Annotated in this window: 19 protein-coding genes and 1 tRNA gene; 8 read left to right on the top strand and 12 right to left on the bottom strand. The window is 71.5% G+C overall.

The window, feature by feature from the left end; translation table 11 throughout:
- The first annotated feature begins 145 nt into the window (after positions 1-145).
- The 3 genes from ACZ49J_RS36890 (at position 146) to ACZ49J_RS36880 (ending at position 1,851) form a co-directional block, all read left to right on the top strand.
- Entirely contained in the window at positions 146-1,078 is a 933-nt protein-coding gene (locus ACZ49J_RS36890; RefSeq protein ID WP_467455087.1) for a serine/arginine repetitive matrix protein 2, read from the top strand.
- A gap of 105 nt (positions 1,079-1,183) precedes the next feature.
- A complete protein-coding gene (locus tag ACZ49J_RS36885) occupies positions 1,184-1,492 on the top strand; it encodes a hypothetical protein (RefSeq protein ID WP_467455088.1) in 309 nt (102 codons plus the stop codon).
- A gap of 29 nt (positions 1,493-1,521) precedes the next feature.
- The gene (locus ACZ49J_RS36880) at positions 1,522-1,851 is read left to right on the top strand and encodes a WXG100 family type VII secretion target (protein WP_467455089.1); all 330 of its coding nucleotides are present in this window, start codon (positions 1,522-1,524) and stop codon (positions 1,849-1,851) included.
- Positions 1,852-2,214: 363 nt separating this feature from the next.
- On the opposite strand, the gene ACZ49J_RS36875 is transcribed toward ACZ49J_RS36880, so the two are convergent.
- The 4 genes from ACZ49J_RS36875 to ACZ49J_RS36860 all read right to left on the bottom strand — a co-directional run bounded on the left by ACZ49J_RS36875 (position 2,215) and on the right by ACZ49J_RS36860 (position 8,985).
- Positions 2,215-6,789 (bottom strand): FtsK/SpoIIIE domain-containing protein, encoded by a 4,575-nt coding sequence (locus tag ACZ49J_RS36875; protein ID WP_467455090.1) that lies wholly within the window; start codon positions 6,787-6,789, stop codon positions 2,215-2,217.
- Positions 6,786-7,928: a hypothetical protein gene (locus ACZ49J_RS36870; protein ID WP_467455092.1), complete on the bottom strand. Its 1,143-nt coding sequence runs from the start codon at positions 7,926-7,928 to the stop codon at positions 6,786-6,788. The genes ACZ49J_RS36875 and ACZ49J_RS36870 overlap by 4 nt, the downstream gene beginning before the upstream one ends.
- A 49-nt stretch (positions 7,929-7,977) precedes the next feature.
- Positions 7,978-8,487, bottom strand: a complete 510-nt coding sequence (locus tag ACZ49J_RS36865; RefSeq protein WP_467455093.1) for a sigma-70 family RNA polymerase sigma factor — start codon at positions 8,485-8,487, stop codon at positions 7,978-7,980.
- A 421-nt stretch (positions 8,488-8,908) separates the two neighbouring features.
- A tRNA-Thr gene (locus tag ACZ49J_RS36860) sits at positions 8,909-8,985 on the bottom strand.
- A gap of 262 nt (positions 8,986-9,247) precedes the next feature.
- On the opposite strand from ACZ49J_RS36860, the gene ACZ49J_RS36855 reads away from it, so the two are divergent.
- The 3 genes from ACZ49J_RS36855 (at position 9,248) to ACZ49J_RS36845 (ending at position 11,825) form a co-directional block, all read left to right on the top strand.
- Complete coding sequence (locus ACZ49J_RS36855; RefSeq protein ID WP_467455095.1) at positions 9,248-10,339, top strand: ABC transporter ATP-binding protein; 1,092 nt, start codon at positions 9,248-9,250, stop codon at positions 10,337-10,339.
- A gap of 195 nt (positions 10,340-10,534) precedes the next feature.
- Positions 10,535-10,990 (top strand): hypothetical protein, encoded by a 456-nt coding sequence (locus tag ACZ49J_RS36850; protein ID WP_467455096.1) that lies wholly within the window; start codon positions 10,535-10,537, stop codon positions 10,988-10,990.
- A gap of 103 nt (positions 10,991-11,093) precedes the next feature.
- Entirely contained in the window at positions 11,094-11,825 is a 732-nt protein-coding gene (locus tag ACZ49J_RS36845) for a nucleotidyltransferase family protein (RefSeq protein ID WP_467455097.1), read from the top strand.
- Positions 11,826-11,995: 170 nt separating this feature from the next.
- Here ACZ49J_RS36845 and ACZ49J_RS36840 read toward each other — a convergent pair whose 3' ends face one another.
- The 6 genes from ACZ49J_RS36840 to ACZ49J_RS36815 all read right to left on the bottom strand — a co-directional run bounded on the left by ACZ49J_RS36840 (position 11,996) and on the right by ACZ49J_RS36815 (position 19,069).
- Entirely contained in the window at positions 11,996-13,771 is a 1,776-nt protein-coding gene (locus tag ACZ49J_RS36840) for a DoxX family membrane protein (protein WP_467455098.1), read from the bottom strand.
- A gap of 139 nt (positions 13,772-13,910) precedes the next feature.
- Positions 13,911-14,855, bottom strand: coding sequence for a 23S rRNA (guanosine(2251)-2'-O)-methyltransferase RlmB (rlmB, locus tag ACZ49J_RS36835; protein WP_467455100.1), 945 nt, complete (start codon positions 14,853-14,855; stop codon positions 13,911-13,913).
- A gap of 97 nt (positions 14,856-14,952) precedes the next feature.
- Positions 14,953-16,353 (bottom strand): cysteine--tRNA ligase, encoded by a 1,401-nt coding sequence (cysS, locus tag ACZ49J_RS36830; protein ID WP_467455101.1) that lies wholly within the window; start codon positions 16,351-16,353, stop codon positions 14,953-14,955.
- Positions 16,354-16,968: 615 nt separating this feature from the next.
- Positions 16,969-17,490, bottom strand: a complete 522-nt coding sequence (gene ispF / locus ACZ49J_RS36825) for a 2-C-methyl-D-erythritol 2,4-cyclodiphosphate synthase (RefSeq protein WP_467455102.1) — start codon at positions 17,488-17,490, stop codon at positions 16,969-16,971.
- Complete coding sequence (ispD, locus tag ACZ49J_RS36820; protein ID WP_467455103.1) at positions 17,480-18,244, bottom strand: 2-C-methyl-D-erythritol 4-phosphate cytidylyltransferase; 765 nt, start codon at positions 18,242-18,244, stop codon at positions 17,480-17,482. Before ispD ends, ispF begins: the two co-directional genes overlap by 11 nt.
- Before the next feature lie 342 nt (positions 18,245-18,586).
- Positions 18,587-19,069, bottom strand: a complete 483-nt coding sequence (locus ACZ49J_RS36815) for a CarD family transcriptional regulator (RefSeq protein ID WP_003953493.1) — start codon at positions 19,067-19,069, stop codon at positions 18,587-18,589.
- 593 nt (positions 19,070-19,662) lie between these two features.
- On the opposite strand from ACZ49J_RS36815, the gene ACZ49J_RS36810 reads away from it, so the two are divergent.
- Positions 19,663-20,364, top strand: coding sequence for a copper chaperone PCu(A)C domain-containing protein (locus tag ACZ49J_RS36810; protein WP_467455104.1), 702 nt, complete (start codon positions 19,663-19,665; stop codon positions 20,362-20,364).
- Positions 20,365-20,499: 135 nt separating this feature from the next.
- On the opposite strand, the gene phoP is transcribed toward ACZ49J_RS36810, so the two are convergent.
- Positions 20,500-21,171, bottom strand: coding sequence for a two-component system response regulator PhoP (gene phoP / locus ACZ49J_RS36805; RefSeq protein ID WP_464823599.1), 672 nt, complete (start codon positions 21,169-21,171; stop codon positions 20,500-20,502).
- A gap of 5 nt (positions 21,172-21,176) precedes the next feature.
- A complete protein-coding gene (gene phoR / locus ACZ49J_RS36800) occupies positions 21,177-22,481 on the bottom strand; it encodes a two-component system sensor histidine kinase PhoR (protein WP_467455106.1) in 1,305 nt (434 codons plus the stop codon).
- A 279-nt stretch (positions 22,482-22,760) separates the two neighbouring features.
- Between phoR and phoU the strand changes: the two genes are divergently transcribed.
- A complete protein-coding gene (gene phoU, locus ACZ49J_RS36795; RefSeq protein ID WP_467455107.1) occupies positions 22,761-23,450 on the top strand; it encodes a phosphate signaling complex protein PhoU in 690 nt (229 codons plus the stop codon).
- Positions 23,451-23,465: the final 15 nt, after the last annotated feature.

Below are 23,465 nucleotides of genomic sequence, written 5' to 3'. Positions count from 1 at the left end.
CCGTCCACGCACCAGGGCGGTGAAAAGGTTCAACTCCTCTGCCGGAATTTTCGATCGAGCCAGTTGAACCTTTTGGGGTCGCTGTTGCGTGGAGGGTCCAGAGGGGACCCGGGGCGACCCGGGCCAGGACCGAGCGGGAGGCACGGTGCCCGACTTCTCCATCGACTACGGAGCCCTGCACGAAGTGCAGCGGCAGATGCGCGAGCTGGCCGACGCCGCGGACTCGGGCGGCGCGAACGGGGTGTTCAAGGATGTCGGCGAGGCCTCCAGCTCCGAACGCAAGGCCCTGTTCGGCTCCTCCGACCTCTCCTACGCCTTCAACCTCTTCTACACCCGCTCCAGTTCGCGTACGAAGCAGGCCAAGGACGGCCTCAAGGAGCTCGCCGACACCTTCAGCGGCGTCGCCGACACGTTCTTCAACGCCGACGCCCAGCTCTCCAGTGCCGCGGGCCTGATGAGCGGCAGCATCGGCCTCGACGAGTGGAAGAGCGACAAGGAGGCCTACGACGCCTGGCAGGAGGACAAGAACGCCTGGGACGCCTACCTGGAGGAGATCGGCGCCGCCGACTACTTCGAGCAGAACCCGGACGCCGAGATCGGCACGGTCTGCAAGGCCGACGACGCCCCCGGCTGGTGCGAGACCTGGATCAACGACGACAACGCACCCGACGACCCGGGCGACCCCCCGGACAAGCCCTCCGAGACCCCGCCGACCGAGTACACGTACGAGGACGAGCAGGGCAAGGTCCACGTCTCGGTCGAACTGGACGACGACTACAACGTCATGAAGGAGACGTCCACCATCACCACCCCGGACGGCCAGTCCTACACGTCCACCACCACCTACGACTCCGCGCCGCAGGTCATCGAGCCGGAGAACGGCGAGTCCTACGACGTCCGCGACTACACGATGGAGACCACCTACGCGGACGGCTCGAAGACCACCACCGAGGTCGTGATCGACGACGACGGCTCCGGAACCATGACGACCACCGACGCCGACGGCAACAAGACCGTCTCCACACGCTCCGGCCCGTACGACGAGTGGTCGGAACCCGAGGAGGAGGACGAGGACTAGGTCCTCGAGGACGAGGACCACAGGTCCTCGCGCAGCCCCTCCCCGGCAACCCCAGCCGCCAAGGCGCCCATGGCCCGCAAGGCCCCCGAGAAAGGTCAGTCACGCATGGCAGCGAACATCTCCCTGTCGTACTCCGAGATCGAACGCGTCTCGAATCTCCTCGACACGAGCGTCGAGGAGACCCTGGTCCCGCGCATGGACGAGGCCAAGACGGAGGTCGACGCCCTCCTGGACAACGCCCTGGTCCTGACCAAGGCCAGCCCGGCGCTCCAGGGACAGTACGAGAAGTTCACCCAGTCCCTGAAGGACGCCACCGAGAGCATCAAGGGCTTCGCGGAGCAGTTCCGCCAGATCATGACGTCCGTCCAGGAGATGGACCAGGACATCGCCGACAAGGTCAGCAGCAACGGTTAAGCAGTAACGGCCAGCAGGAGGCACACACCATGGCAGTAACCATGAGCGGCAACCAGGACGTCGTCTTCGACTACGACGAGATCTCCCGCGTCGCCACGAACATGGGCACCAAGCTCACCGACATCAGCACCGAGCTGACCAACCTGGAGACCACGGTGAGCAACCTCCTCCAGGACGGCCTCGTCTTCGAGAAGGCCAGCCCGGCGCTGCAGTCCGCGTACGAGAACTTCAGCAAGCAGATGCACGAGTCCGCCGCCAACATCAAGGCCTACGCGGACAGCTTCAACGACATCGCCGCGGCGATCGCGGAATCCGACACGACGATCGCGAACGACGTCCAGGCGGCGCAGGAGGGCTGAGTCCCGCCCCGGTGGCAACGGGCGCGCACCACCCGCCCGTTGCCACCGGGGTTCGCTGCCCACGGCACCGGCACCCGCACCGGCCCCCGCGACCGCCGGCGAGCTCGTCCGCCCGGTGACCGAGGTGCTCCTGCCGCCTTGTCGGTTCCCCCCACAGCCGGGGCCGTCCCGCCGGTCGGCGATGGGCGGATCCGGCCCGGCCGTGACGGCTCCGGCCAGGCCGGACAGGGGCGACGGTGGTACCGATCCGCCCACCGCTCACGCCGGGCCACCGCTCGACTCCGAGCCGCGCGCCGACCCGCCGCAAACGCAGGGGCCGTCCGCGAGAGGCACCTCACGGACAGCCCCTCGCGGACCGGCGCCTCAGCCGCCCAGAACCGTCAACGGCACCTGGACCATGATGGCCGTGCCCGCCTCGCTCGCCGTCCAGCCGCGACCCGCGGGGAGCGGGGTGCGGGCCTGTTCCGTGGAGATGCGGACACCGATGAGGTCGCCCTCGGCGATGCTCTTGGGGCCCAGGAGGATGCCGCGCCGGGAGCGGCGGGCCATGCCGACCCAGCCGAGGGAGCTCATCGACTCGGGCAACCCGGCCAGCAGCAGCCCCTGTTGGCGGTCGCGTCCGGCGGCGGCGACCTGCCGGAGGACCTTGTCGGCCCGGCAGCTGAGCAGCAGGTCCGCGTCGTCCACGACGACGACCGTGGGCCGCCCCGCGACCGCCTTGAGGGCCTCGGTGACCGCGTCCGGCGAGGGGTCGGGATCGGTGAGGACCTGAGCGAGGTCGTGCGCCGCGAGCTGCCTGAGCTGGGACTCGCGCGGCGTGATCACGACGAGCGAGGTACCGCCCAGGAGCAGCGACACGCACATGGAGGCGAGCGTCGTGCTGCGCCCCGTACGCGGGGGACCGGCGACCATGAAGGACCCGCCGCCGGCGGCGAAGTCGAAGCCGAGGGGCTCGCCGGCGTCGCCGCCGACGCCGAGGAGCGCCCACAGCGGGCGGCGGTTCGCCTCCGGGACCTGGTCGACGGCGTCCTGGAAGCCGATCAGCGGCGGCAGTTCCGCGATACGGAACGGCCGCCGGGTCTGAGCGATTGCCGCGTCCCGGGCCGTCGTACGGCGGCCGATCTCGCGCAGCGCGTCCCCCTGGTCGGCGCAGTCCTCGGCCGGCAGCAGCGCGACCTGGGCCTCGATGCCGCTGGGCGCGAGCCAGCCGCGGCCGGGGGGAATGTGCGCGGGAACCTTGTTGCGGCTCATTCCGGCGAGGTTGTAGTCGCTGGGGTCGGCCTGCTTCAGCAGCAGACGGTTGTCGTTGTGGGCCGCCAGGCGACCGCCGAGCAGGAGGCGTTCGGAGGTGGCGATGACGTGGATGCCGGCCGCCGTGCCCTCGCGGAGCAGCCGCACGACCTCGGTGTAGACGCGGCCCCCGTCGTAGTCGTCGAGCATGGCGCTGAGCGCGTCCCAGCCGTCGATGAGGAGCAGGAGCCGGGCCGGGCGGCGGTCCTTGGAGAGCTTGGCACGCAGTTCGCCGAGTCCGGCGCAGTCGTGCTGCGAGATGAGCCGCTGGCGTGTCGTCAGCTCACTGCTCAGGCGGGCGATGAGCCGTTCCAGCCGCTCGGTGTCGTGCCGGGAGACGACGGCCCCGCAGTGCGGCAGCGATTCGAGGGCGGCGAGCCCGCCGCCGGACGCGTCGATGCCGTAGACGTGCAGGTCGGAACTGGGGATGGCGAGGGCGGCGGCCCCAGCGATCGTCCGCAGGACCTGGGTGCGGCCGGAGCGGGGCGAGCCGATGACGTAGAGGTGGCCGAAGGAGGCGAAGTCGATGGTGCCGAGCCGCTGTTGCTGGAGCTGCGGGATGTCCAGCAGGGCATACGGGACGAGCGGCAGGGCGCCCGGCGGGGTCTTCGGCACCGGTGGCAGGTCCTCGATGCCGACGCGGTCGGCCATCGGGGGCAGCCAGGGGCTGGGCTGCGGCTCGTAGTCGTCGAGCAGGTCCGCGGCCCGGCCGATGGACTCGACGAGTGCGCGCAGGTCGGTGAGCGGCTCCTCCCCGGGGACCACGGTCGGGGCCAGGTCGTCCTCCTCCTGGGCGGTGACCTCGGCGGGGCGGCCCAGCCGTGCCCAGGTGAGCTCGACGCCGCGTACGGGCCGGGCGGCCACCGTCTTCTCGGCGGGCGCCGCACCGCCGCGTTCCGCGCCGACCCAGGCGCTCTGGAAGGGAGTGGGTGCCCCGGAGCCGCGCCGGATCAGGGCCCGGCCCGGGTTGCTGGGAGAGATGCTGACCGCGTCGGGGGCGTTGATGATGTCCTGGCTCTCGGCGCGGTCCGTCACCCGCAGCGCGATCCGCAGGTTGGTGTTGGCGCGGATCTCGTTGCTGACCGAGCCGCCGGGCCGCTGGGTGGCCAGGACGAGGTGCAGGCCGAGGGAGCGCCCGCGCTGGGCGAGGCTGATCAGGCCCGGTACGAACTCCGGCAGTTCCCGTACGAGGGTGGCGAACTCGTCGATGACGAGCAGCAGGCGCGGCAGCGGCGGCAGCTGCGGGTCGCGGGCCCTCTTGGCCCGGTACTCGGGATGGTCCTTGGCCTCGACGTCGGCCAGCACCTGCTCGCGGCGGCGCAGTTCGGCGTCGAGGGAGGCCAGGGCCCGCTGGACGAGGTGCCCGTCGAGGTCGGTGATCATGCCGAGGGTGTGCGGGAGCTCGGCGCACTCGCGGAAGGCGCTGCCGCCCTTGTAGTCGACGAGGACGAAGGCCAGTTCGTCGGGCCGGTTGACGGCCGCCAGCGAGGCGATCATGGTCTGCAGCAGCTCGGACTTGCCGGAGCCGGTGGTGCCGCCGATCAGTCCGTGCGGCCCGTCCCTGACCAGGTCGAGGCGGAGCGTTCCCTCGTACCCGGAACCGAGCACGAACGCGGTGGACGCCGGGCGGCGGGCCCACTCGGCGGCCAGCGCGGCCGGGTCGGGCGGTTCCTGGCCGAGCAGCGGCAGCAGCCGTACCTCGGTGGGCAGTCCGGATTCGCTGTCGACCGTCACGTCCCGCACGGGGGCCAGCGCCCGCGCGGCCTCCTCGCACCAGTCGGCGGTGACGAGGTCGGCCCGGATGCCCTCGACGGCGGGGGCCCCGGAGGTCCGTACGGTCAGCCGGTTTCCCTCGGTCGTGACGACCGCCGTGCACTCCTCCGGCAGCAGCCGCTCGCGCTCGTCCACGCACAGGCTGAAGATCCGCACCGCGGGCCCCTGGGTGAGCAGTTGCACCACGCCGGGCACGTCCCGCAGCCGGCGGGCGCCGTCGAGCACGACGAGCACGTCGGGCTCGCTCAGCAGTGTGTGGCCGAGGGCGGAGGACGCCTGGGCGGTGGTGCGGGCCTGGATGTCGGCGATGAGTTCGTTGACGCGGTGGGCGGTGCTCTCCGGGTCGTTGCCGAGCGCGATGACGCTGCCCGGCCGGCCGGGCCTGAGGTGCGGCAGCCAGCGCACCCAGCTCCACGCGTCCGCGTGCTCGTCGCCGGTCAGGACGACGATCCGCAGGTCGCGCGGGCTGTGCAGGACGGCGGCCTGGGCGACGGCCCAGCAGGCCACCGTGCGCGGGGTGTCGCCCTGTCCGGCGAGGCCGACGACGCCGAGGTCGGCGAGTTCGACTCCGAACGGCGCGTCGGCGAGGCGCCAGTGGACCTGGCGGTGGTTGGACTCGCGGGCGTGGTCGTCGATGCGTTTGAGGGAGGGGCGGGTGACGGTGCCGAGCCGCAAAGTGAGGTGGTCGGGATCGCGGCGGCGGCGCTGCCAGAGCAGGCTGCCGGGGCCGGTGGCGGTGAGCAGCACGGTGGCCGGGTCGGGGAACGTCGTGTTGCGCAGGTCGCGTTCCTCGACGGTCGCGTCCCGCATCTCCAGCTCCAGGGCCGCCCGGCGCAGCCGGTACAGGCGCAGCGCCTCCTCCTGCGCCTTGCGGCCGGAGCGACGGCCCATGATCCAGTTGCTGACCGCCATCATCGGGGTGAAGAAGATGAAGATGACGAAGTAGAACGTGCGGAACAGGCTCATCATGACCAGGCCCATGACCAGCGGGGCCATCATCATCATGAACGGGAAGGGCCGGTTCCTGCGCTCACCGGGCGGGCCCTGCATACGGATCGACTCGGTGTCGAGGTGCGGGGCGATGCGCGGCGGCCGGTTGTACTCGATGCCGAGCCCGTCGGCCGACGGGTTGACGGCCGCGTCCGGCTCGAAAGGCGGGACCCGGCGCAGCAGGTGGTCGCCGAGCGAGAGGTCGGCGTACGGGGGCCAGGGCTCGGCGCCGTCGTCCGGGGGCGGCAGCTCGCCGACGGGAGGCAGCGGGGCCGGGGCCGGCAGGCCGTCGGGGCCGGGCGGGGCGGGGCGCGGGGTGTGCCCGCCGGGGCCGCCGTCGTACGGTCCCGCGGGTTCCTCGGCGGTGAGAGGGGTGCCTGTCTCGGGGTCGACGGGCGGCGGAGGGGTGAGACTCCGCAGACCGTGCCGGGCCGGGTCGGCGTCCTCCGGCAGGCGGAAGGTGACCTCTCCGTCGGTGCCCACGGTGAGCCAGACGCCCTGCTCGGGGGCGTCGCCGCCGTCCAGCCTGAGGGCGCAGCCACGGTCGGTGCCGACCTCGTGGCTGCCGGGGCCGAGCCACCAGGACCGGCCCGCCCCGGGGCCGCCCACGTGCCGGATCTCGACCAGCACGGGGTCGGTGGAGGGCGGCTCCCAGGCCCGGGTGGCGGTACGCGTCGGGACGGGGACACCGAGGCCGAGGACGGCGCCGGCGCGTATGCCGCTGGCGGTGACGGGCAGATCGGGGCTGACGGGCCGTTCACCGAGGTAGAGCCTGGGGCTCTCCAGCGCCGTGCCGAGATCGGCGACGGTGGCGTCCTCGGGGAGATCCAGCAGATGGTCCGTCCGGCGCCCGGCGGGGTCGGCGGTGGTGAGGGTGAGTTTCACGGGGCGATCCGTTTCACGGCGGGGCTCGGCGTCGAGGTCTGGGCCGGGCGGGCGGCCGGTGCGGTGACGGCGGTGAGGCCGGCGGTCCCCGGCGGGCCGGTGCGGAACACCTCGGCGGGCTCCTCGCCCTCCTCGAACAGATCCGCCTCGCCCAGTCCGGTGACGGCCTCCGCGGACGGGGCGGGCGGCAGGACCGGCGGGATGCCGCCCAGCACCCGGGCGACGGCCCTGCTCAGCGCGTCGCAGCGGGCCAGCAGCGGGGTGCCGGGGACGGCGACGCGGCCGTGCGCGTCGGTCAGCAGGGTCCGTACGTAGCCTCGTCCGGGTCCCCGGACGAGGACCCGCAGGGCAGGGGTGTCCCCGGGCGGCGCGGCCAGCTCCGGGGGCAGGGGGTCCGGCAGCTCGGCGGCGATCAGGACCGGTGCGATGCCGAGCCGGGGCGGGGTCTCGCGGGCCGCCCGGTAGGCGGCGCGCACCGGTTCGCCCGGGTGGTCCCGGTGCACCCCTGCGGCGACGACGACCAGCGGGCGGGGCAGCCGTACGTCGAGCTGGGCGGCGAGCGCCTGGAGCAGGGCCCGGGAGGCACGGTCGTCGCCGGTGACGGAGAGCACGGGCGGGCCGACGGCCAGGTCGAGGAAGGCACATTGCTGCTCACCGGCGTGGTCCGCGACGCCGACGGCCACGACTATGGGGCGGGCGTCGGCGGCTTCCGGCGTCACTGGGGGCAGGTCGGCGCGGGCCACGGTCCAGGGCTCCGGATCACCGCGGCCCGCCAGCAGAACGGTCACCGTGTCGGCTCCCACCAGCGCGGCGTAGGGGCGCGCGGGTGCGGCGGCCAGGCGGGCTGCGGCCAGGGCGCGTTCGGCGTCGCGCCAGGTGTCCTGGGCGCCGAGCCGCCGGACGAGCAGCCGCAGCGCGCGCCGGTATCGCGACCAGGCGCGGGCGGGTTCCGCGAAGGCGCAGGCCGTGGCCTTCAGTTCCCGGCGTAACCGTGCCCAGGCCGCGCGCCAGCCGCCCCACCGCACGGCCCACACGCGCAGGAGGAGGAAGACGAGCAGCGCCGCGCCGGCGATGCCCAGCCAAAAGAAGATGGCGTCGCTGTTCTCGCGGAACCAGACGAAGGGGTCGGTGTTCCTCACTCGGTGTTCCTCATGCCGTTCCTGCCGTTCTTGGCGTTCCTGCCGTGGCTCATGCCGCCGGAATCTCGCGTCGCATGGCTTCCAGCGCGTAATGGTTCCGCGACTTCACCGTGCCTTGCGGCACACCGATGGTGCGGGCGGCCTCGGCCCGGGTGCGATCGCGCAGGTGAACATGGAAAAGCACCTCGCGGTGCTCGGGGGACAGCTGCGCCATGGCCCGCCGGACAACCTGCCGGACGACCACGGTATCGGCCAGGTCGCCGGTGCCGTCCGGACGGTGCAGCATGTCGTCGGGCAGCGCGCCGACCGGCACCGCCCGGTCCCGTCGACGGGCGTCGACGGCCAGGTTGCGGGCGACCCGCAGGAGCCAGGCGAGGCAGTGCTCCTCGTCGTATCCGTCAAGGTCCGTGAGCCAGGCCCGCAGCATCGTCTCCTGGACGATGTCCTCGGCACGGTGCGTGTCACCCGAGGTGAGCCGGTTCGCATAGCGCAGCAGGCGGGCCCGGTGGCGCTCGGCGACCGGCGGTACGGGTAAGTGAGGGGGGTGAGCGTTGAACATGGTCTGCTCCGGGACGTGAGTCTATGCAGAGAGACGCTATTCACACTCGGCTGCTTTTTCCTCCCTCAGTTTCCGTGAAAAAGCCGACAAAGGGAAACAGAAAGAGCTCAGATCAACCTCAGAATTAATTTTCCATTCTGTTACCAATACAGACCAGCACCCCAAAAGCCGCCAAACGGCACGGCGCGAACCGCGTCTGACGCCCCGCCAGGTGACCGTGCCCCGCCATGGCTTGCAGGCGCGGCGCGACTCGGAGGGGAATCCGGTTGAGCGCCCACGGGCAGCCGCACACGAATGGTCCGTACGGGGTTCCGGGCGGCCCTCGTCGAGGCTCACCGCCACTGCCGCGACCCGCCCGCGGGGCTTCGTCCGTTGCCGGAACCGCGAACGCGCGGGCCGGCGGACGGGTCGGCCATGTCCTTGGAGCCCCCTGTCGGATTCGAACCGACGACCTTCGCTTTACAAGAGCGGCGCTCTGACCAGCTGAGCTAAGGAGGCCCGTGCACGGCGGGCTCGTCGCCCGCACATGCACGCCCGTGCAGTGTACCCACCTCCCGGGCGACGTCCGTCGAAAATTTCCGCGAAGTTCACAGGGCCCGGACTACTGACAGACCAGGTGAACGCCAGGTACCGTCCTGACCCAGTTCACCCCTGTGGACTACACCACCGTGGAAGCGTACGAAGCTCCCGTGGTGGATCACCACCTTCCTACAACGGATCGTCCGGCACGTTCCTGCCGGTAGAAGGGGGCCTACGACCCATGGCCACTGTCTCGTTCGACAAGGCGACCCGGATCTACCCGGGTTCCGAGAAGCCCGCCGTAGACGCGCTCGACATCCAGATCGAGGACGGGGAGTTCCTCGTCCTGGTCGGCCCGTCCGGTTGTGGAAAGTCCACCTCGCTCCGGATGCTCGCCGGGCTCGAGGACGTGAACGCCGGCGCCATCCGCATCGGTGACCGCGACGTCACGCACCTGCCGCCGAAGGACCGGGACATCGCCATGGTGTTCCAGAACTACGCGCTGTACCCGCACATGACCGTCGCGGACAACATGGGCTTCGCACTCAAGATCGCCGGCGTGCCGAAGGCCGAGATCCGCCAGAAGGTGGAGGACGCGGCGAAGATCCTCGACCTCACCGAGTACCTCAGCCGCAAGCCGAAGGCGCTCTCCGGTGGTCAGCGTCAGCGTGTCGCGATGGGCCGCGCCATCGTGCGTGAGCCGCAGGTCTTCCTCATGGACGAGCCGCTGTCCAACCTGGACGCCAAGCTCCGTGTGTCCACGCGTACGCAGATCGCGTCGCTGCAGCGCCGCCTCGGCATCACCACCGTCTACGTCACCCACGACCAGGTCGAGGCCATGACGATGGGCGACCGGGTCGCCGTGCTCAAGGACGGTCTGCTCCAGCAGGTCGACACCCCGCGCAACATGTACGACCGTCCGGCGAACCTCTTCGTGGCCGGCTTCATCGGCTCCCCGGCGATGAACCTGGTCGAGGTGCCGATCACCGACGGTGGTGTGAAGTTCGGCAACTCGGTCGTCCCGGTCGACCGGGACGCGCTCGCCGCCGCCCCCGACAAGACCGTGACCGTCGGTGTCCGCCCCGAGCACTTCGACGTGGCCGGCCCGGACTCGGACCAGGGCCTCGCGGTCACCGTGAACGTGGTCGAGGAGCTCGGCGCCGACGCGTACGTCTACGGCACCGCGAAGGTCGGCGGCGACGACGCCAAGGACCTCGTGGTGCGCGTCAGCGGCCGTGACGTCCCGGAGAAGGGCAGCACGCTGCACATCGTCCCGCGCTCCGGCGAGACGCACGTGTTCTCGACCTCCACGGGCGAGCGTCTGTCCGACTGACGCACACGCACCCAGGTTGACGAAGAGGGCCCCGCGGACCACCACGGGGCCCTCTTCGCTGCTCGCGGACACTCCGGCAAAACCGGTCATTTCGAGCGATGTGCGTCAACCCCTACCCAGAAAACCGCCCTTCCACATCCCCCAAACCGGTGACCAAGTGTCGTCACACGACTACCGCACGCTACCCTCGCTCGCGTGAAGCACACCACCACCCAACGGACCCAGCGCGGCCCGGGCCCCGCCCGCCGGATCGGCCGCAGTCTCGCCCTCGTCCTCCCCGTCGTCCTGGTGCTCTCCGGGACCCTGGCGGTCACCCGGGTCAACTGGTCCGGGGGCTCGTCCTCGGACTCGGTGCTCGCCGCCGCCGAGGCCGCCTCGGGCAGCAAGGCCCGCACCAAGGCCCGCGCCGCGCACGAAGTGCTGCGCGACAAGCTGCTGCTCGAGCTGCAGGAGCGGGACCCGGGCGTCGCCCTCACCCACCTCCAGCAGGCCGTGAACGACCGCCCGTCGCTGGCCCGCCACTGCACGTCGATCGCCCGTTCCCTGGGCCGCGCCGCCGTCCGGGTGTACGGCCCGTCCCGCGCCCAGTCGTACGCCCGCCCGGTCTGCGACACGTCCTTCGCGTCCGGCGTCCTCGCCCAGCACGGCTGAGCGCCCGCCGAGCCCACCCGTCCGCCGTCCGGGCGGTGACCGCCGCGCAACCGATCCCCAGGGTCGTGCTCCCGCGAACGGGGTGCCACGTACAGTTCCGGTCATGACCGATCCGAACGCCGCGTCGCGCCCCGTTCAAGCCGTTGTCCTGGCCGGTGGCCAGGGTTCCCGGCTGCGTCCGTACACCGACGACCGGCCCAAGCCCATGGTCGAGATCCCCGGTACGGGCACCCCGATCATCGGCCATCAGCTCGCCTGGCTCGCCGAGGAGGGCGTGACCGACGTCGTCGTCTCCTGCGGCCATCTCGCCGACGTCCTTCAGAAGTGGCTGGACTCGGCCGAGCTGCCCGTCCGCGTCACCACGGTCGTCGAGACGGAGCCCCTCGGCCGCGGCGGAGGCCTGAAGTACGCTGCCTCCCACCTCCCCCACCCCGAGCAGCCCTGGTACGCGACGAACGGCGACATCTGGACCCGTTTCTCGCTGCGCGACATGGCGGACTTCCACACCGAGCGCGACGCGCTCGCCACGCTGGCCCTCGCCCGCCCGCGCATCCCGTGGGGCGCCGTGAAGACGGACGGCTTCGGCCGGGTCACGGACTTCATCGAGGCCCCGCAGGTGACGCACGAGATCAACGCGGGCGTCTACGTCTTCTCCCCCGAGTTCGCCTCCCTGCTGCCCGAGCGCGGTGACCACGAACGCACCACGTTCCCGCGCCTGGCCCGGGAACGCCGCCTGGCCGGCTTCCCGATCCCGCAGGGCGCGTACTGGCGCGCCATCGACACGGCGAAGGACCTGACGGAGGCGGCGAAGGAGCTCGCGGCGCTGGGGCGTTGAGCTCCGGCACGTCCCGCGTCCCACGTCTTCGGCACACCCATGCCCTTGCACGTCTGCCCATGCACGTCTGCATCACTACGTCTGCCTCTGTACGTCGATGGGGTCCCGCACATGCCCTGTGCGGGACCCCATCGTCGTGAGAACGGTCGTACGGGCCGAGCCCCTGGTCGTCAGCCGAGGAGGCCGCCCACGAGTCCGTCCCTGCCTCCCTCGGAGCCGCCCGAGCCGGAGCCGGCCGAGCCGCCGGAGCCGCCCGTGGAGGTGCCGCCCGACGCTCCGCCGCTGGAGGTGGGGCCCGTGGTGGTGCTGGGGGCCTGCCGGCCCGGGGACGTCTGCTGCGGCGGCACCTGGCCGGCCGTGCCCTGGGTCTGGCTGGGGCGGCCGCCGGTGACGGCACCCGTGTCGCGGGTCGCGCCCGGGCTGCTCGCGCCCTGGGAGGGGCTGGCGGACGTGGCGCCCTGCGTGGGTGAGTCGGCCGACGACGGGGCGCGCTTCTTGCGCTTGGCGGGCTCCTTGGGGAGCGGTGAGCCGGGCTGTTCGTTGCGCGGTGCCTCGCCCGGGCCGGGGACGACGACGCGGTCGGCGTCGCGGACGGCTCCGCCGAGGACCGAGCCGACGAGCAGGGCGAGTCCGACGGCGACGGCGGTGACGAGGGCGCCGCGGCGCAGCACGTACCGCCGCAGCTCCCACAGTTCCGCGCGCGGGCCGAGCCGCCGCCAGGCGTTCCCGGCGAGGCGGCCGTCGGCGGAGTAGACGGGTGCGCCGGCGATGATCAGGGGGGACCAGGCGGCGAGATAGATGATGTCGGGGGTCTCGTAGGCGGGGACGGTCTTCCAGCTGACGGTGACGAGCAGCGCGGCCGACAGCAGGGCCCCGAGGACCGCTGCGACGCGCTGCCACAGGCCGAGGACCGTGAGGACGCCGACGACGACCTGGGAGAAGGCGATGGCCAGGCCGGCGCCCACGGGGTGTTCGAGGCCGAACTGGCGCAGTGGCTCGGCGACTTCCCAGGGGTGCAGCGTGTTGAGCCACTTCACCATGGAGCCGCGTTTGCCGCCGTCGAAGTAGTGCGGGTCGCAGAGCTTGCCCATGCCGGCGTAGATGGAGATGAAGCCGAGGAAGACCCGCAACGGCAGCAGCACCACGCCGAGGTTCATCCGGCGCCCGGGGTAATAGGCGTGCCGTAGCGGCTCGTTGCCCTGGCGCTTGCCCTGGGGGCGACTGTCGGCTTCCTCGTACGGCTCGTCGAACTCCTCGTCCGCGTACCGGGGTTCGGCGTACCCGGCGTCGCCGTACCCGGGCTCGTCGTACGCGCTGCCCGCGCCGCGCATGGTGGGCAGGATGCGGGTGCCGGCGGCGGCGTGGTCGCTGTGGCTGCGCTGGGCGCCGACGACGGGGGTCTCGACGGTCAGGTCGCCGTCGTGACCGGCGAGTGCGTCGTGACCGGTGTGAGCGCCGTGTCCGCCCTGTCCGGTGCCGTAGCGGTCGGCCCCGGTGCCGTAACCGGGCCCTGAGGGGTATCCGGCGGGGGTGTCGACGCGTGGGATGACCTGGGTCGCGCCGGCGTCGCCCACCGGGTCGGTGTGGTGGGGCACGCTCGTGCTCCGCACCGCCTGCAGCAGCCGGTGGGCGCCGGTGTCGTCGGGTGCGGACCGCCCGCTCCAGACGACGGGTGTACGGCGGCGGGCCCCGGCGGCCGCGCCCGCCCTGCCCGCCGCGCCCACGACAGGGACGCGCGCGGTGTCCTCGGTGGCGCTCGAGTACCGGGTGATCCGCGGGGACTGGGCCCGCGGCGCGGCGCCCAACTGCACGCGGAAGCTCGCGTGATTGACGATGACCTGCGCCGGATCGCTCGGCACCTTCACCATGCTCAGCGCGGGAGCGTCGTCGAATCCAGACGAGCGGTCCCCCGTGGGTGTGCGGGGTGTTCTGGTGTCCACACTCATCTAACCGAGTGACGTGTCGTTAGGACACTGCCTTGACCGCCCCGATCTGTCCGGACACCATCAAGATCATCCGGAATACCCCGGACACCCCGTGACGTCCGGTCTCACGCGCGCCACCGCGCCACCTCCTACGACATCCTCAAGCACGCCGCCGAGCGGCCTCGTACAGCACAACTCCCGCCGCCACACCCGCGTTCAGCGACTCCGCGCCACCCGGCATGGGAATCCGCACCCGGAAGTCGCAGGTCTCGCCCACGAGTCGGGACAGGCCCTTGCCCTCGCTGCCGACGACGATGACGACGGGCCCTTCCAGCGCCTCCAGTTCGCCGATCTCGACCTCACCGTCGGCGGCGAGCCCGACGACCACGATCCCGGCCTTCTTGTACGCCTCCAGGGCACGCGTGAGGTTGGTGGCGCGCGCGACGGGCGTACGGGCGGCCGTGCCGGCGGACGTCTTCCAGGCACCGGCGGTCATGCCGGCCGCGCGCCGTTCGGGCACCACCACTCCGTGCCCGCCGAACGCGGCGACGGACCGGACGACGGCGCCCAGGTTGCGCGGGTCGGTCACCCCGTCGAGGGCGACGATCAGCGGGTCCTCGCCCTCGTCGTACGCGGCGTCCGCGAGGTCCTCGGGGTGCGCGTACTCGTACGGCGGGACCTGGAGCACGAGGCCCTGGTGGTTGAGGCCGTTCGTCATGCGGTCGAGCTCGGGGCGGGGAGCCTCCATGAGGTTGATGCCCCCGCGCTCGGCGGCGAGCTGAAGCGCCTCGCGGACCCGCTCGTCGTTGTCGATGAACTGCTGCACGTACAGCGTGGACGCGGGGACGCCCTCGCGCAGTGCCTCGACGACGGGGTTGCGGCCGACGACCAGCTCGGCGGAGGACTTGCCGCCCCGGCCCCTGGCCTGCGGCCGTCCCCCCTGCGCCCGCCGCGACTTGGCGTTCGCGGCGCGCTGCTTGGCGTGGCCCTTGCGCATCTCGGCGGGCGGGGTCGGCCCCTTGCCCTCCAGTGCGCGGCGCCGCTTGCCGCCACTGCCGACCTGCGCGCCCTTCTTGCCGGACATGCGGCGGTTGTTTGCGGCCATGACCTACCCGTCTCCGTGAACTTTCGTACGTACGTCTTATGCGTCTTATGCAGTGTGCCGCCCGGAGAGCCGGGCGGCACAATCGATCAAGCGGGGTTCAGCGCGGGCCGAGCGACCAGCGCGGTCCCTGCGGGCTGTCCTCGATGACCAGACCCGACTGGCCGAGCTGGTCCCGGATGGCATCCGCGGTCGCCCAGTCCTTGCGGGCGCGGGCCGCCTCACGCTGGTCGAGCACCAGCCGTACGAGGCTGTCGACGACCCCCTGCAGGTCCTCACCGCGGTCGCCCTCACCGGACCACCGCGGATCGAGCGGGTCGAGGCCGAGGACCCCGAGCATGGCGCGGACCTCGGCCAGCCGCGCCACGGCGGCTTCCTTGTCGTCCGCGGCCAGGGCGGAGTTGCCCTGCCGGACCGTGGTGTGCACGACGGCGAGTGCCTGCGGCACCCCGAGGTCGTCGTCCATGGCCTCGGCGAAGGCGGGCGGCACCTCGGGCGACGGCTCGACCACACCGCCGGCCAGCTCGGCGGCCCGCTGGATGAAGCCCTCGATGCGGGCGAACGCCGCCTCGGCCTCGCGCAGGGCGTCCTCGCTGTACTCGATCATCGACCGGTAGTGCGGCGTGCCGAGGTAGTAGCGCAGGACGATCGGCCGCCAGTGCTTGACCATCTCGCTCACGAGCACCGAGTTGCCGAGGGACTTCGACATCTTCTCGCCGCTCATGGTGACCCACGCGTTGTGCACCCAGTAGCGGGCGAACTCGTCACCGAAGGCCTTGGCCTGGGCGATCTCGTTCTCGTGGTGCGGGAAGATCAGGTCGAGCCCGCCGCCGTGGATGTCGAACTCCCGGCCCAGGTACTTGTGGGCCATGGCGGAGCACTCCAGGTGCCAGCCCGGCCGCCCGCGTCCCCACGGTGTCTCCCAGGTCGGGTCGCCGGGCTTGGCGGCCTTCCACATGGCGAAGTCGCGGGGGTCCCGCTTGCCGGTCTCGCCCTCGCCGGAGGGCTGCAGCAGGTTCTCCAACTCCTGGTTGGACAGCCGCAGGTACTCCGGGAAGGAGCGCACGTCGAAGTACACGTTCCCGTCGGCCTCGTAGGCGTGGCCGCGCTCGATGAGCCCGCGCATCATCTCGACCATCTCGGTCACGTGCCCCGTCGCGCGCGGCTCGTACGTGGGCGGCAGGCATCCCAGCGCCTCGTAACCGTCGTTGAACGCGCGCTCGTTCTCGTAGCCGATCGCCCACCACGGGCGGCCCTGCTCCGCCGACTTGGTGATGATCTTGTCGTCGATGTCCGTGACGTTCCGGATGAACGTCACCTCATAGCCGCGGTAGGCGAACCAGCGGCGCATGATGTCGAAGTTGAGGCCCGAGCGGATGTGCCCGATGTGCGGTGCTGCCTGCACGGTGGCACCACACAGGTAGATCGAGACGCAACCCGGCCTGAGCGGGGCGAAGTCACGGATCTGCCGGGCGCTGGTGTCGTACAGGCGAATAGTCACCACTCCAGGGTAGTGGGCCGGGAGCAGTGCACCGCGCTCCATGACACGAGGGCCGCGTATTCGTGACATGTGTGTGTTCCTCGCCCCCGCCGCCCCTACCCGTCCCATCTCCAGGGGCTCCGCCCCTTCGACCCCGCCAAGGGGGCTGCGTCCCCTGGGCCCCCGTCCTTTCGGGGCTCCGCCCCGGACCCCGTTTCGGGGGCCGGCCCCCGGACCCCCGCTCCTCAAACGCCGGAGGGGCTTGGATGGTGCGGCGGGGCTGGCTTTCAGGGCGCGGGGGAAGTGCGCGCCTTCAGGGCTGCGGGGAACCGTGCGACCTTCAAGGGGCGCGGGGAACCGCGCGGTCTTTCAGGACTGCGGGGAACTGCGCGCCTTTCAGGGACACGGGGAACCGCGCGTCCTTCAGGAGCGCCGGGAACCGTGCGACCTTCAAGGGGCGCGGGGAACTGCGCGGTCTTCAAGGGGCGCGGGGAACTGCGCGACCAGCCACACCCAACCCGCACCGACCCACCCACCCCAGACACCCCCACGGGGGTCTGGGGCGCAGCCCCAGGGATGGGACGGGTAGGGGCGGCGGGGGCGAGGAAACCCAGGAACCCCAGGAAACCCCGCGAATCAGCCGACCCGTACGACCAGCGCCGTAGCCACCGCCATCAGCCCTTCATCCCTCCCCGGGAACCCGAGCCCGTCCGTCGTCGCCCCGGAGACGGACACCGGAGCCCCCACCGCCTCCGACAACACCTTCTGCGCCTCGTCCCGCCGCTTCCCGATCTTCGGCCGGGGCCCGACGACCTGGACCGCGACGTTCCCGATCGTGAAACCCGCCGCCCGCACGATCCGAGCGGCCTCCGCGAGCAGCACGACCCCCGCCGCCCCGGACCACTCCGGCCGCCCCGTACCGAAGTGCTGCCCCAGGTCCCCCAGCCCGGCCGCCGAGAACAGCGCGTTGCACGCCGCGTGCGCGACCACGTCCGCGTCGGAGTGACCGGCGAGACCGGGCCCCTCCCCCTCCCAGAGCAACCCGGCGCACCACAGCTCCCGCCCCTCCTCGAAGGCGTGGATGTCGGTGCCGATACCCACCTGGGGCAGCGGGAAGGGGACGGCGCCCCCGGCTCCCTCGGCCGACTCAGAAGCCATCGTTGAGCCTCCTCCGCGCGAGAACCGCCTCCGCGAGCACGAGGTCGAGGGGCCGAGTGACCTTGAAGGCCTCCTCGTGCCCCGGAACCACCACCACCCGCGACCCCAGCTGCTCCACCATGCTGGCGTCGTCCGTGACGTTCTCGGTGACGGTCTTGTGCGCCCGCACGAGCGTCTCGCGGTCGAAGCCCTGGGGCGTCTGCACGGCGCGCAGCCGGGAGCGCTCGGGCGTGGCGACCACGGGCTCGGGCGCACCGGGCGTGTCCGCCGGTTCGACCTGCTTGACGGTGTCCGCGAGCGGCAGCGCCGGCACCACGGCGGGCGCCCCGTCCCGTACGGCCTCGATGACGGCGTCCACCGTGTCCACGGGCACCAGTGGCCGCGCCGCGTCGTGGACCAGCACGATGTCGATGTCGGGCGGCAGCGCGTCCAGCCCTAGCCGCACCGACTCCTGCCGGCTCTCACCGCCCGGTACGACGACGAAGTCGGTCCGCTCGGGCAGCGCGTGCGCGTCGAGCAGGCTCTTGGTCTCGGCGGTTCCGTCGGGCGGCGCCACCACCACCACGAGTGAGACGGCACGCGAGGCGGCCATCGCGCGCGCCGCGTGGATCAGCATCGGGGTGCCGTTCAGCGTGCGAAGCGCCTTGGGGGCGCCCGGACCAAGGCGTACGCCCCGGCCCGCGGCCGGAATCACGGCCGCCGTACGAGCCCCCGTACGAGCGCCCGGAGACGAAGGGCGCGGATCGTCAGACATCGGTTCCTGTCAGGTTTGTGTGCTCGGCATGCGTGGGTATGGCCTGGAGGAGTGCCGGGCGCGAGCCTTGACCGGACCCTTCCGTGACACCTGGTCGAGCCAGCTGCCCGGGCCCGGCACGCCAGTATCGGGGGAATCCCCGTCCACGTACGGCACGGCGGCACGACACAGGCGTACGAGCGCATGAACGGACCGTCAAGGATATCGGCACGAGCATGCCGCATGCGAACATGCCGCAGCGCCCGGCGACAGCTGATGCGTCATCGGGCACCGCGGCATTTCACTGCACTGACTGTACTGACCGCACTGAAGCGAGCTGCTGGCGCGCTGGGGGCGCCTGCGTCAGGACGCGAGGACCTCGTCGAGCAGTGCCTCGGCCTTGTCCTCGTTCGTGTTCTCCGCAAGAGCGAGCTCACTCACCAGGATCTGCCGGGCCTTGGCGAGCATGCGCTTCTCACCGGCGGAGAGTCCGCGCTCACGCTCTCGACGCCACAGGTCACGCACCACTTCCGCGACCTTGATGACATCGCCGGAGGCGAGCTTCTCCAGATTTGCCTTGTAACGACGCGACCAGTTCGTGGGCTCCTCGGCGTACGGCGCGCGCAGCACCTCGAAGACCCGGTCCAGCCCGTCCTGACCGACCACATCACGCACGCCGACGAACTCCGCATTGTCCGCTGGCACACGCACCGTCAGGTCGCCCTGAGCGACCTTCAGCACCAAGTAGGTCTTGTCCACGCCTTTGATCTGACGAGTTTCGATGGCCTCGATCAGCGCGGCCCCGTGATGGGGATAGACCACGGTGTCGCCAACCTTGAACGTCATGTGACAGGTACCCCTTCCGTGGCTATCCAGGGTAACACGGATACGGCGTCTTCTGAATGGCGTTTTCGCAGGTCAGGGCATATCTCGGGGCTTGACAACAGCGACAGGAACGTGCATCGGAGGGGGAACGGAGGCGGGTATTCGCAGGTCGGAGCGGCTCTGCGGGCGGGGGGAAACGCGTACGTTACACACATCCGGAGCCGGTCGACGAAGGCTGAACATCCCGTTATGTCCGACTCCAGGTGTGCGAGTCACGCTACTCCGTTCGGCGAGCGGAGGCGGATCCGAGACGAATCCGGAATTGATCACGGCGGTGATCTTCGACCGTGATCAATTTCCCGGTACGGCCATGCATTCCTTACCGGAAATCCCCACGCTGTTGCCCAAGAGGCCAGTGGTGCTTATGTGAATGCGGGGCGGGGTCACGCGGACGACGGCACCGCCCGGGCGAAGGCGGCGGTCCAGGGGAGGGTCGGGTGCGGGGGCCGGGGGACGGCTCGGTAACCTAAGCCCGCTGCCCCGTGCTCAGGGCGGCTTTACGGCCGTACGGCCGCCGATCCCGTATCGCCCACGTTCAAGGAGTTGCCGCCGCCGTGAGCAGCAGCCTTCGACGCGGCGCCCTCGCCGCCGCCGCCATCGCGTTCTCGATCGCCTCGCTCGCCGCGTGCGGTGCCGGCAACAACGCCGAGACGCTGCAGATCAAGCCGGACAACGCGGCCACGGCCGTCGGCGACATCAAGATCCAGAACGCGGTCGTCGTCACCCAGCCCGACCTGGAGTCGACGGGGCCGGCCGTGGTCTCCGCGACCGTGTTCAACAACGGACGCACCGCCCAGACGCTGGACTCCATCACCGTGGACGGCACCGGCAAGTCCGCGGAGATCAGCCCCGCGAAGGGCAAGGGCAAGCTGACCATCCCGGCCGGCGGCTCCGTCGTCATCGGCGGCGAGGGCAACGCCACCGCCGTACTGCCGAGCAGCCGCGAGGCCGTCAAGGACGGCAACGCGCAGAAGATCACGTTCACCTTCAGCAGCACGGGTGCCGTGAGCCTGCGGGCGTTCGTCGTCCCTGCCGAGAGCTACTTCGAGAAGTGGGGCCCGAGCGAGATGCCCGAGGCGCCGGGCGCCACGCCGTCCGGGAGCCCCGACCCGTCCACGTCCTCCAACGCCCCGTCCGGCTCCCCCTCCGGGACCCCCTCGGGCACCGCCGGGGAGGAAACGGGCGGCGGTGACACCGCCGGCGCCGGCGCGGCATCGGCCTCGTCCTCGGAGACCGAGGGCTCCACCGGCCACTGAGCCCGGACGCGCGCACACGACCGCACGGACACGTACGAAAGGGCGGCGCCCCCCTCGGAGGGGCGCCGCCCTTCTCGTCACCTTCCCACCTGCGGGAGGCTCACGGCCTACGGCTCGGCCTCACGTGCTCACGGCCTACGGCTCGAACTTGTACCCCAGCCCACGCACCGTCACCAGGTACCGCGGCGCACCCGGGTCCGGTTCGATCTTCGCGCGGAGGCGCTTGACGTGGACGTCGAGGGTCTTGGTGTCGCCGACGTAGTCGGCGCCCCAGACTCTGTCGATGAGCTGCATGCGGGTCAGGACGCGTCCCGCGTTGCGCAGCAGCATCTCCAGCAGGTCGAACTCCTTGAGGGGCAGGTCGACCTTGGACCCGGAGACCGTGACCACGTGGCGGTCGACGTCCATGCGGACCGGACCTGCCTCCAGCGCGGCCGGGGCCACCTCCTCGGGCTCGCCGCGGCGGCGCAGTACGGCCCGGATGCGCGCCACCAGCTCGCGCGAGGAGAAGGGCTTGGTGACATAGTCGTCGGCTCCTATTTCCAGGCCCACGACCTTGTCGATCTCACTGTCCTTGGCGGTGACCATGATCACCGGGACGTTGGAGCGGCCGCGCAGCTGCCGGCAGACCTCGGTGCCCGGCAGCCCGGGCAGCATGAGGTCGAGCAGCACGAGGTCGGCGCCGTTGCGCTCGAACTCGTCGAGACCGTCGGGCCCGGTGGTCGCGATGGCCACCTCGAAGCCCTCTTTGCGGAGCATGTAGGACAGGGCGTCGGAGAAGGACTCCTCGTCCTCGACGACGAGCACTCGGGTCACGGAAGGACCTCCGGGGCGGGAAGCGGTTCGTACGGGGATGAGTCAGCAGGGGGGTGTCCGTCCTCGTCGTCGAGGTCCGGGTGCTGTGACGCGCGGTCGCGGGCCGCGCCCGCCTCCGGCAGTCTGAGGGTGAACGTGGAGCCCTGACCCTCGGAACTCCACACCCTGACCTCCCCGCCGTGCGAGGCGGCCACGTGCTTGACGATCGCGAGACCGAGCCCCGTACCGCCGGTCTGGCGGGACCGGGCCGGGTCGACGCGGTAGAAGCGCTCGAAGATGCGCTCCCTGTCCTTCTCGGATATGCCGATTCCCTGGTCGGTCACGGCGACCTCGACCAGGTCCCCGCCCGGAGCGCTCACCCTGCGGGCGGCGATGCCGACGCGGGTGCGGGCGGGCGAGTAGTTGACGGCGTTCTCCACGAGGTTGCCCAGGGCCGCGGCCAGCTGCCCGCGGTTGCCCCACACACGCAGGTCCGCGGCACCGCCCGCCCGTCGCCCACCGCTCTGATCGAGCCCTTCGGGCAGCCCTACGTTCGTAGCCATCGTGATCTGCTTGGTGCCGGCCTGGTGGCGGCACCGGTCGATGGCCTCGGCGACCAGCTCGTCCACGCGGACGGGTTCGGCGTCCTCCAGCGGATCGTCGTTCTGCACGCGCGAGAGGTCGATGAGCTCCTGTACGAGGTTCGTCAGCCGGGTGGCCTCGATCTGCATGCGCCCGGCGAAGCGTTCCACCGCCTCGGGGTCGTCGCTGGCCCCCATGACGGCTTCGGAGAGGAGGGAGAGCGCCCCCACGGGTGTCTTCAGCTCATGACTGACGTTCGCCACGAAGTCCCGTCGTACGGCTTCTATGCGGCGGGCCTCGGTGAGGTCCTCGACCAGGAGCAGGACCAGCCGGGAGCCCAGCGGGGCCACGCGCGCGGACACCGCGAGGGCCTCGCCGCGGCCGGTGCCGCGCCGGGGCAGGTCCAGCTCGACCTGGCGTATCTCGCCGTCGCGCCGGGTGTCCCGGGCCATGTGCAGCATGGGTTCGATGGCGAGCTTGCCCCCGCGCACCAGCCCGAGGGCGTACGCGGCGGAGCTGGCCTTGACGACGGCGTCGCCCTCGTCGAGCACGACGGCGGAGGAGCGGAGCACGGACAGCACTGTGTCGACGCCGGGCGGCAGCACCGGGTCGGTGTGCAGGGAGGTCCGGGTGGGACGCTTCTGCTCGCGCTCACTCCAGCGGAACGCCAGCATGGCGATGACACCGGTGAGCACACCGGCGATCGCTGCCGCTGCGGCGACCGCCGCGTTCACGTCCATGCAAACAGGTTAGGCACGACGTCGTGCCCGGCCACAGCCATCGGAGTGCGAGCTCGAACACTCGTCGCCCAGAGTTCACCTTGGAGCCAGTATTGGTTCATTTGTGGTGCCGGAAACGGACGCGTCGGGGCCCGAACGTGGCAGCGTGGGGTTCACCGGGCCTGTGGCGGCCGTCCGGGAGGCGCCGTGCCCGGCGGCGTCCGATGGTGGACGCGGCGGGTGGAGACCCCAGAACGCCTGGAACCCCCGAAAGAACACGTAAGAGAAGAGGGACCCCTGATGCGGGACGCGTACCACGAGGAACTTGACTCGATCGGCGACGACCTGGTCGAGATGGCCCGCCTGGTCGGGTCGGCGATCGGGCGCGCCACTACGGCCATCCTCGACTCCGACCTGAAGCTGGCGGAGAACGTGATCGAGGCCGACTCCAAGGTCGACGACCTCCAGCACGACCTGGAGGCACGTGCGATAGCACTGCTCGCCCGCCAGCAGCCGGTGGCGACGGACCTGCGGATCGTCGTGACGTCGCTGCGCATGAGCGCCGACCTGGAGCGTTCGGGCGACCTGGCCCAGCACGTGGCGAAGCTGGCCCGCCTGCGCTTCCCCGAGCGCGCGGTCCCGCGGGACCTGCACGCCACGATCCTGGAGATGGGCCAGCTGGCCCAGCGTCTGATGGCCAAGGCGGCCGAGGTCCTCATCACCAAGGACGTGGACCTGGCCCTGCAGCTGGAGCAGGACGACGACGAGATGGACCTCCTCCACCGCACGCTCTTCCAGCACCTCATCGATGACCGCTGGAAGCACGGCATCGAGACCGCGGTCGACGTCACCCTCCTGGGCCGCTACTACGAGCGCTTCGCGGACCACGCGGTGTCCGTGGCCAAGCGCGTGGTGTACCTGGTGACGGGCGAGCACGCGGACGACATCCAGTCGGAGATCCAGCCGGTGGCGGGGGTGGAGGGGGCGTAGGCCCCCGGGCGGGGG

The sequence above is a fragment of the Streptomyces sp. NPDC030840 genome (assembly GCF_055572015.1).
This window is presented reverse-complemented; position numbering and strand designations above follow the sequence as displayed.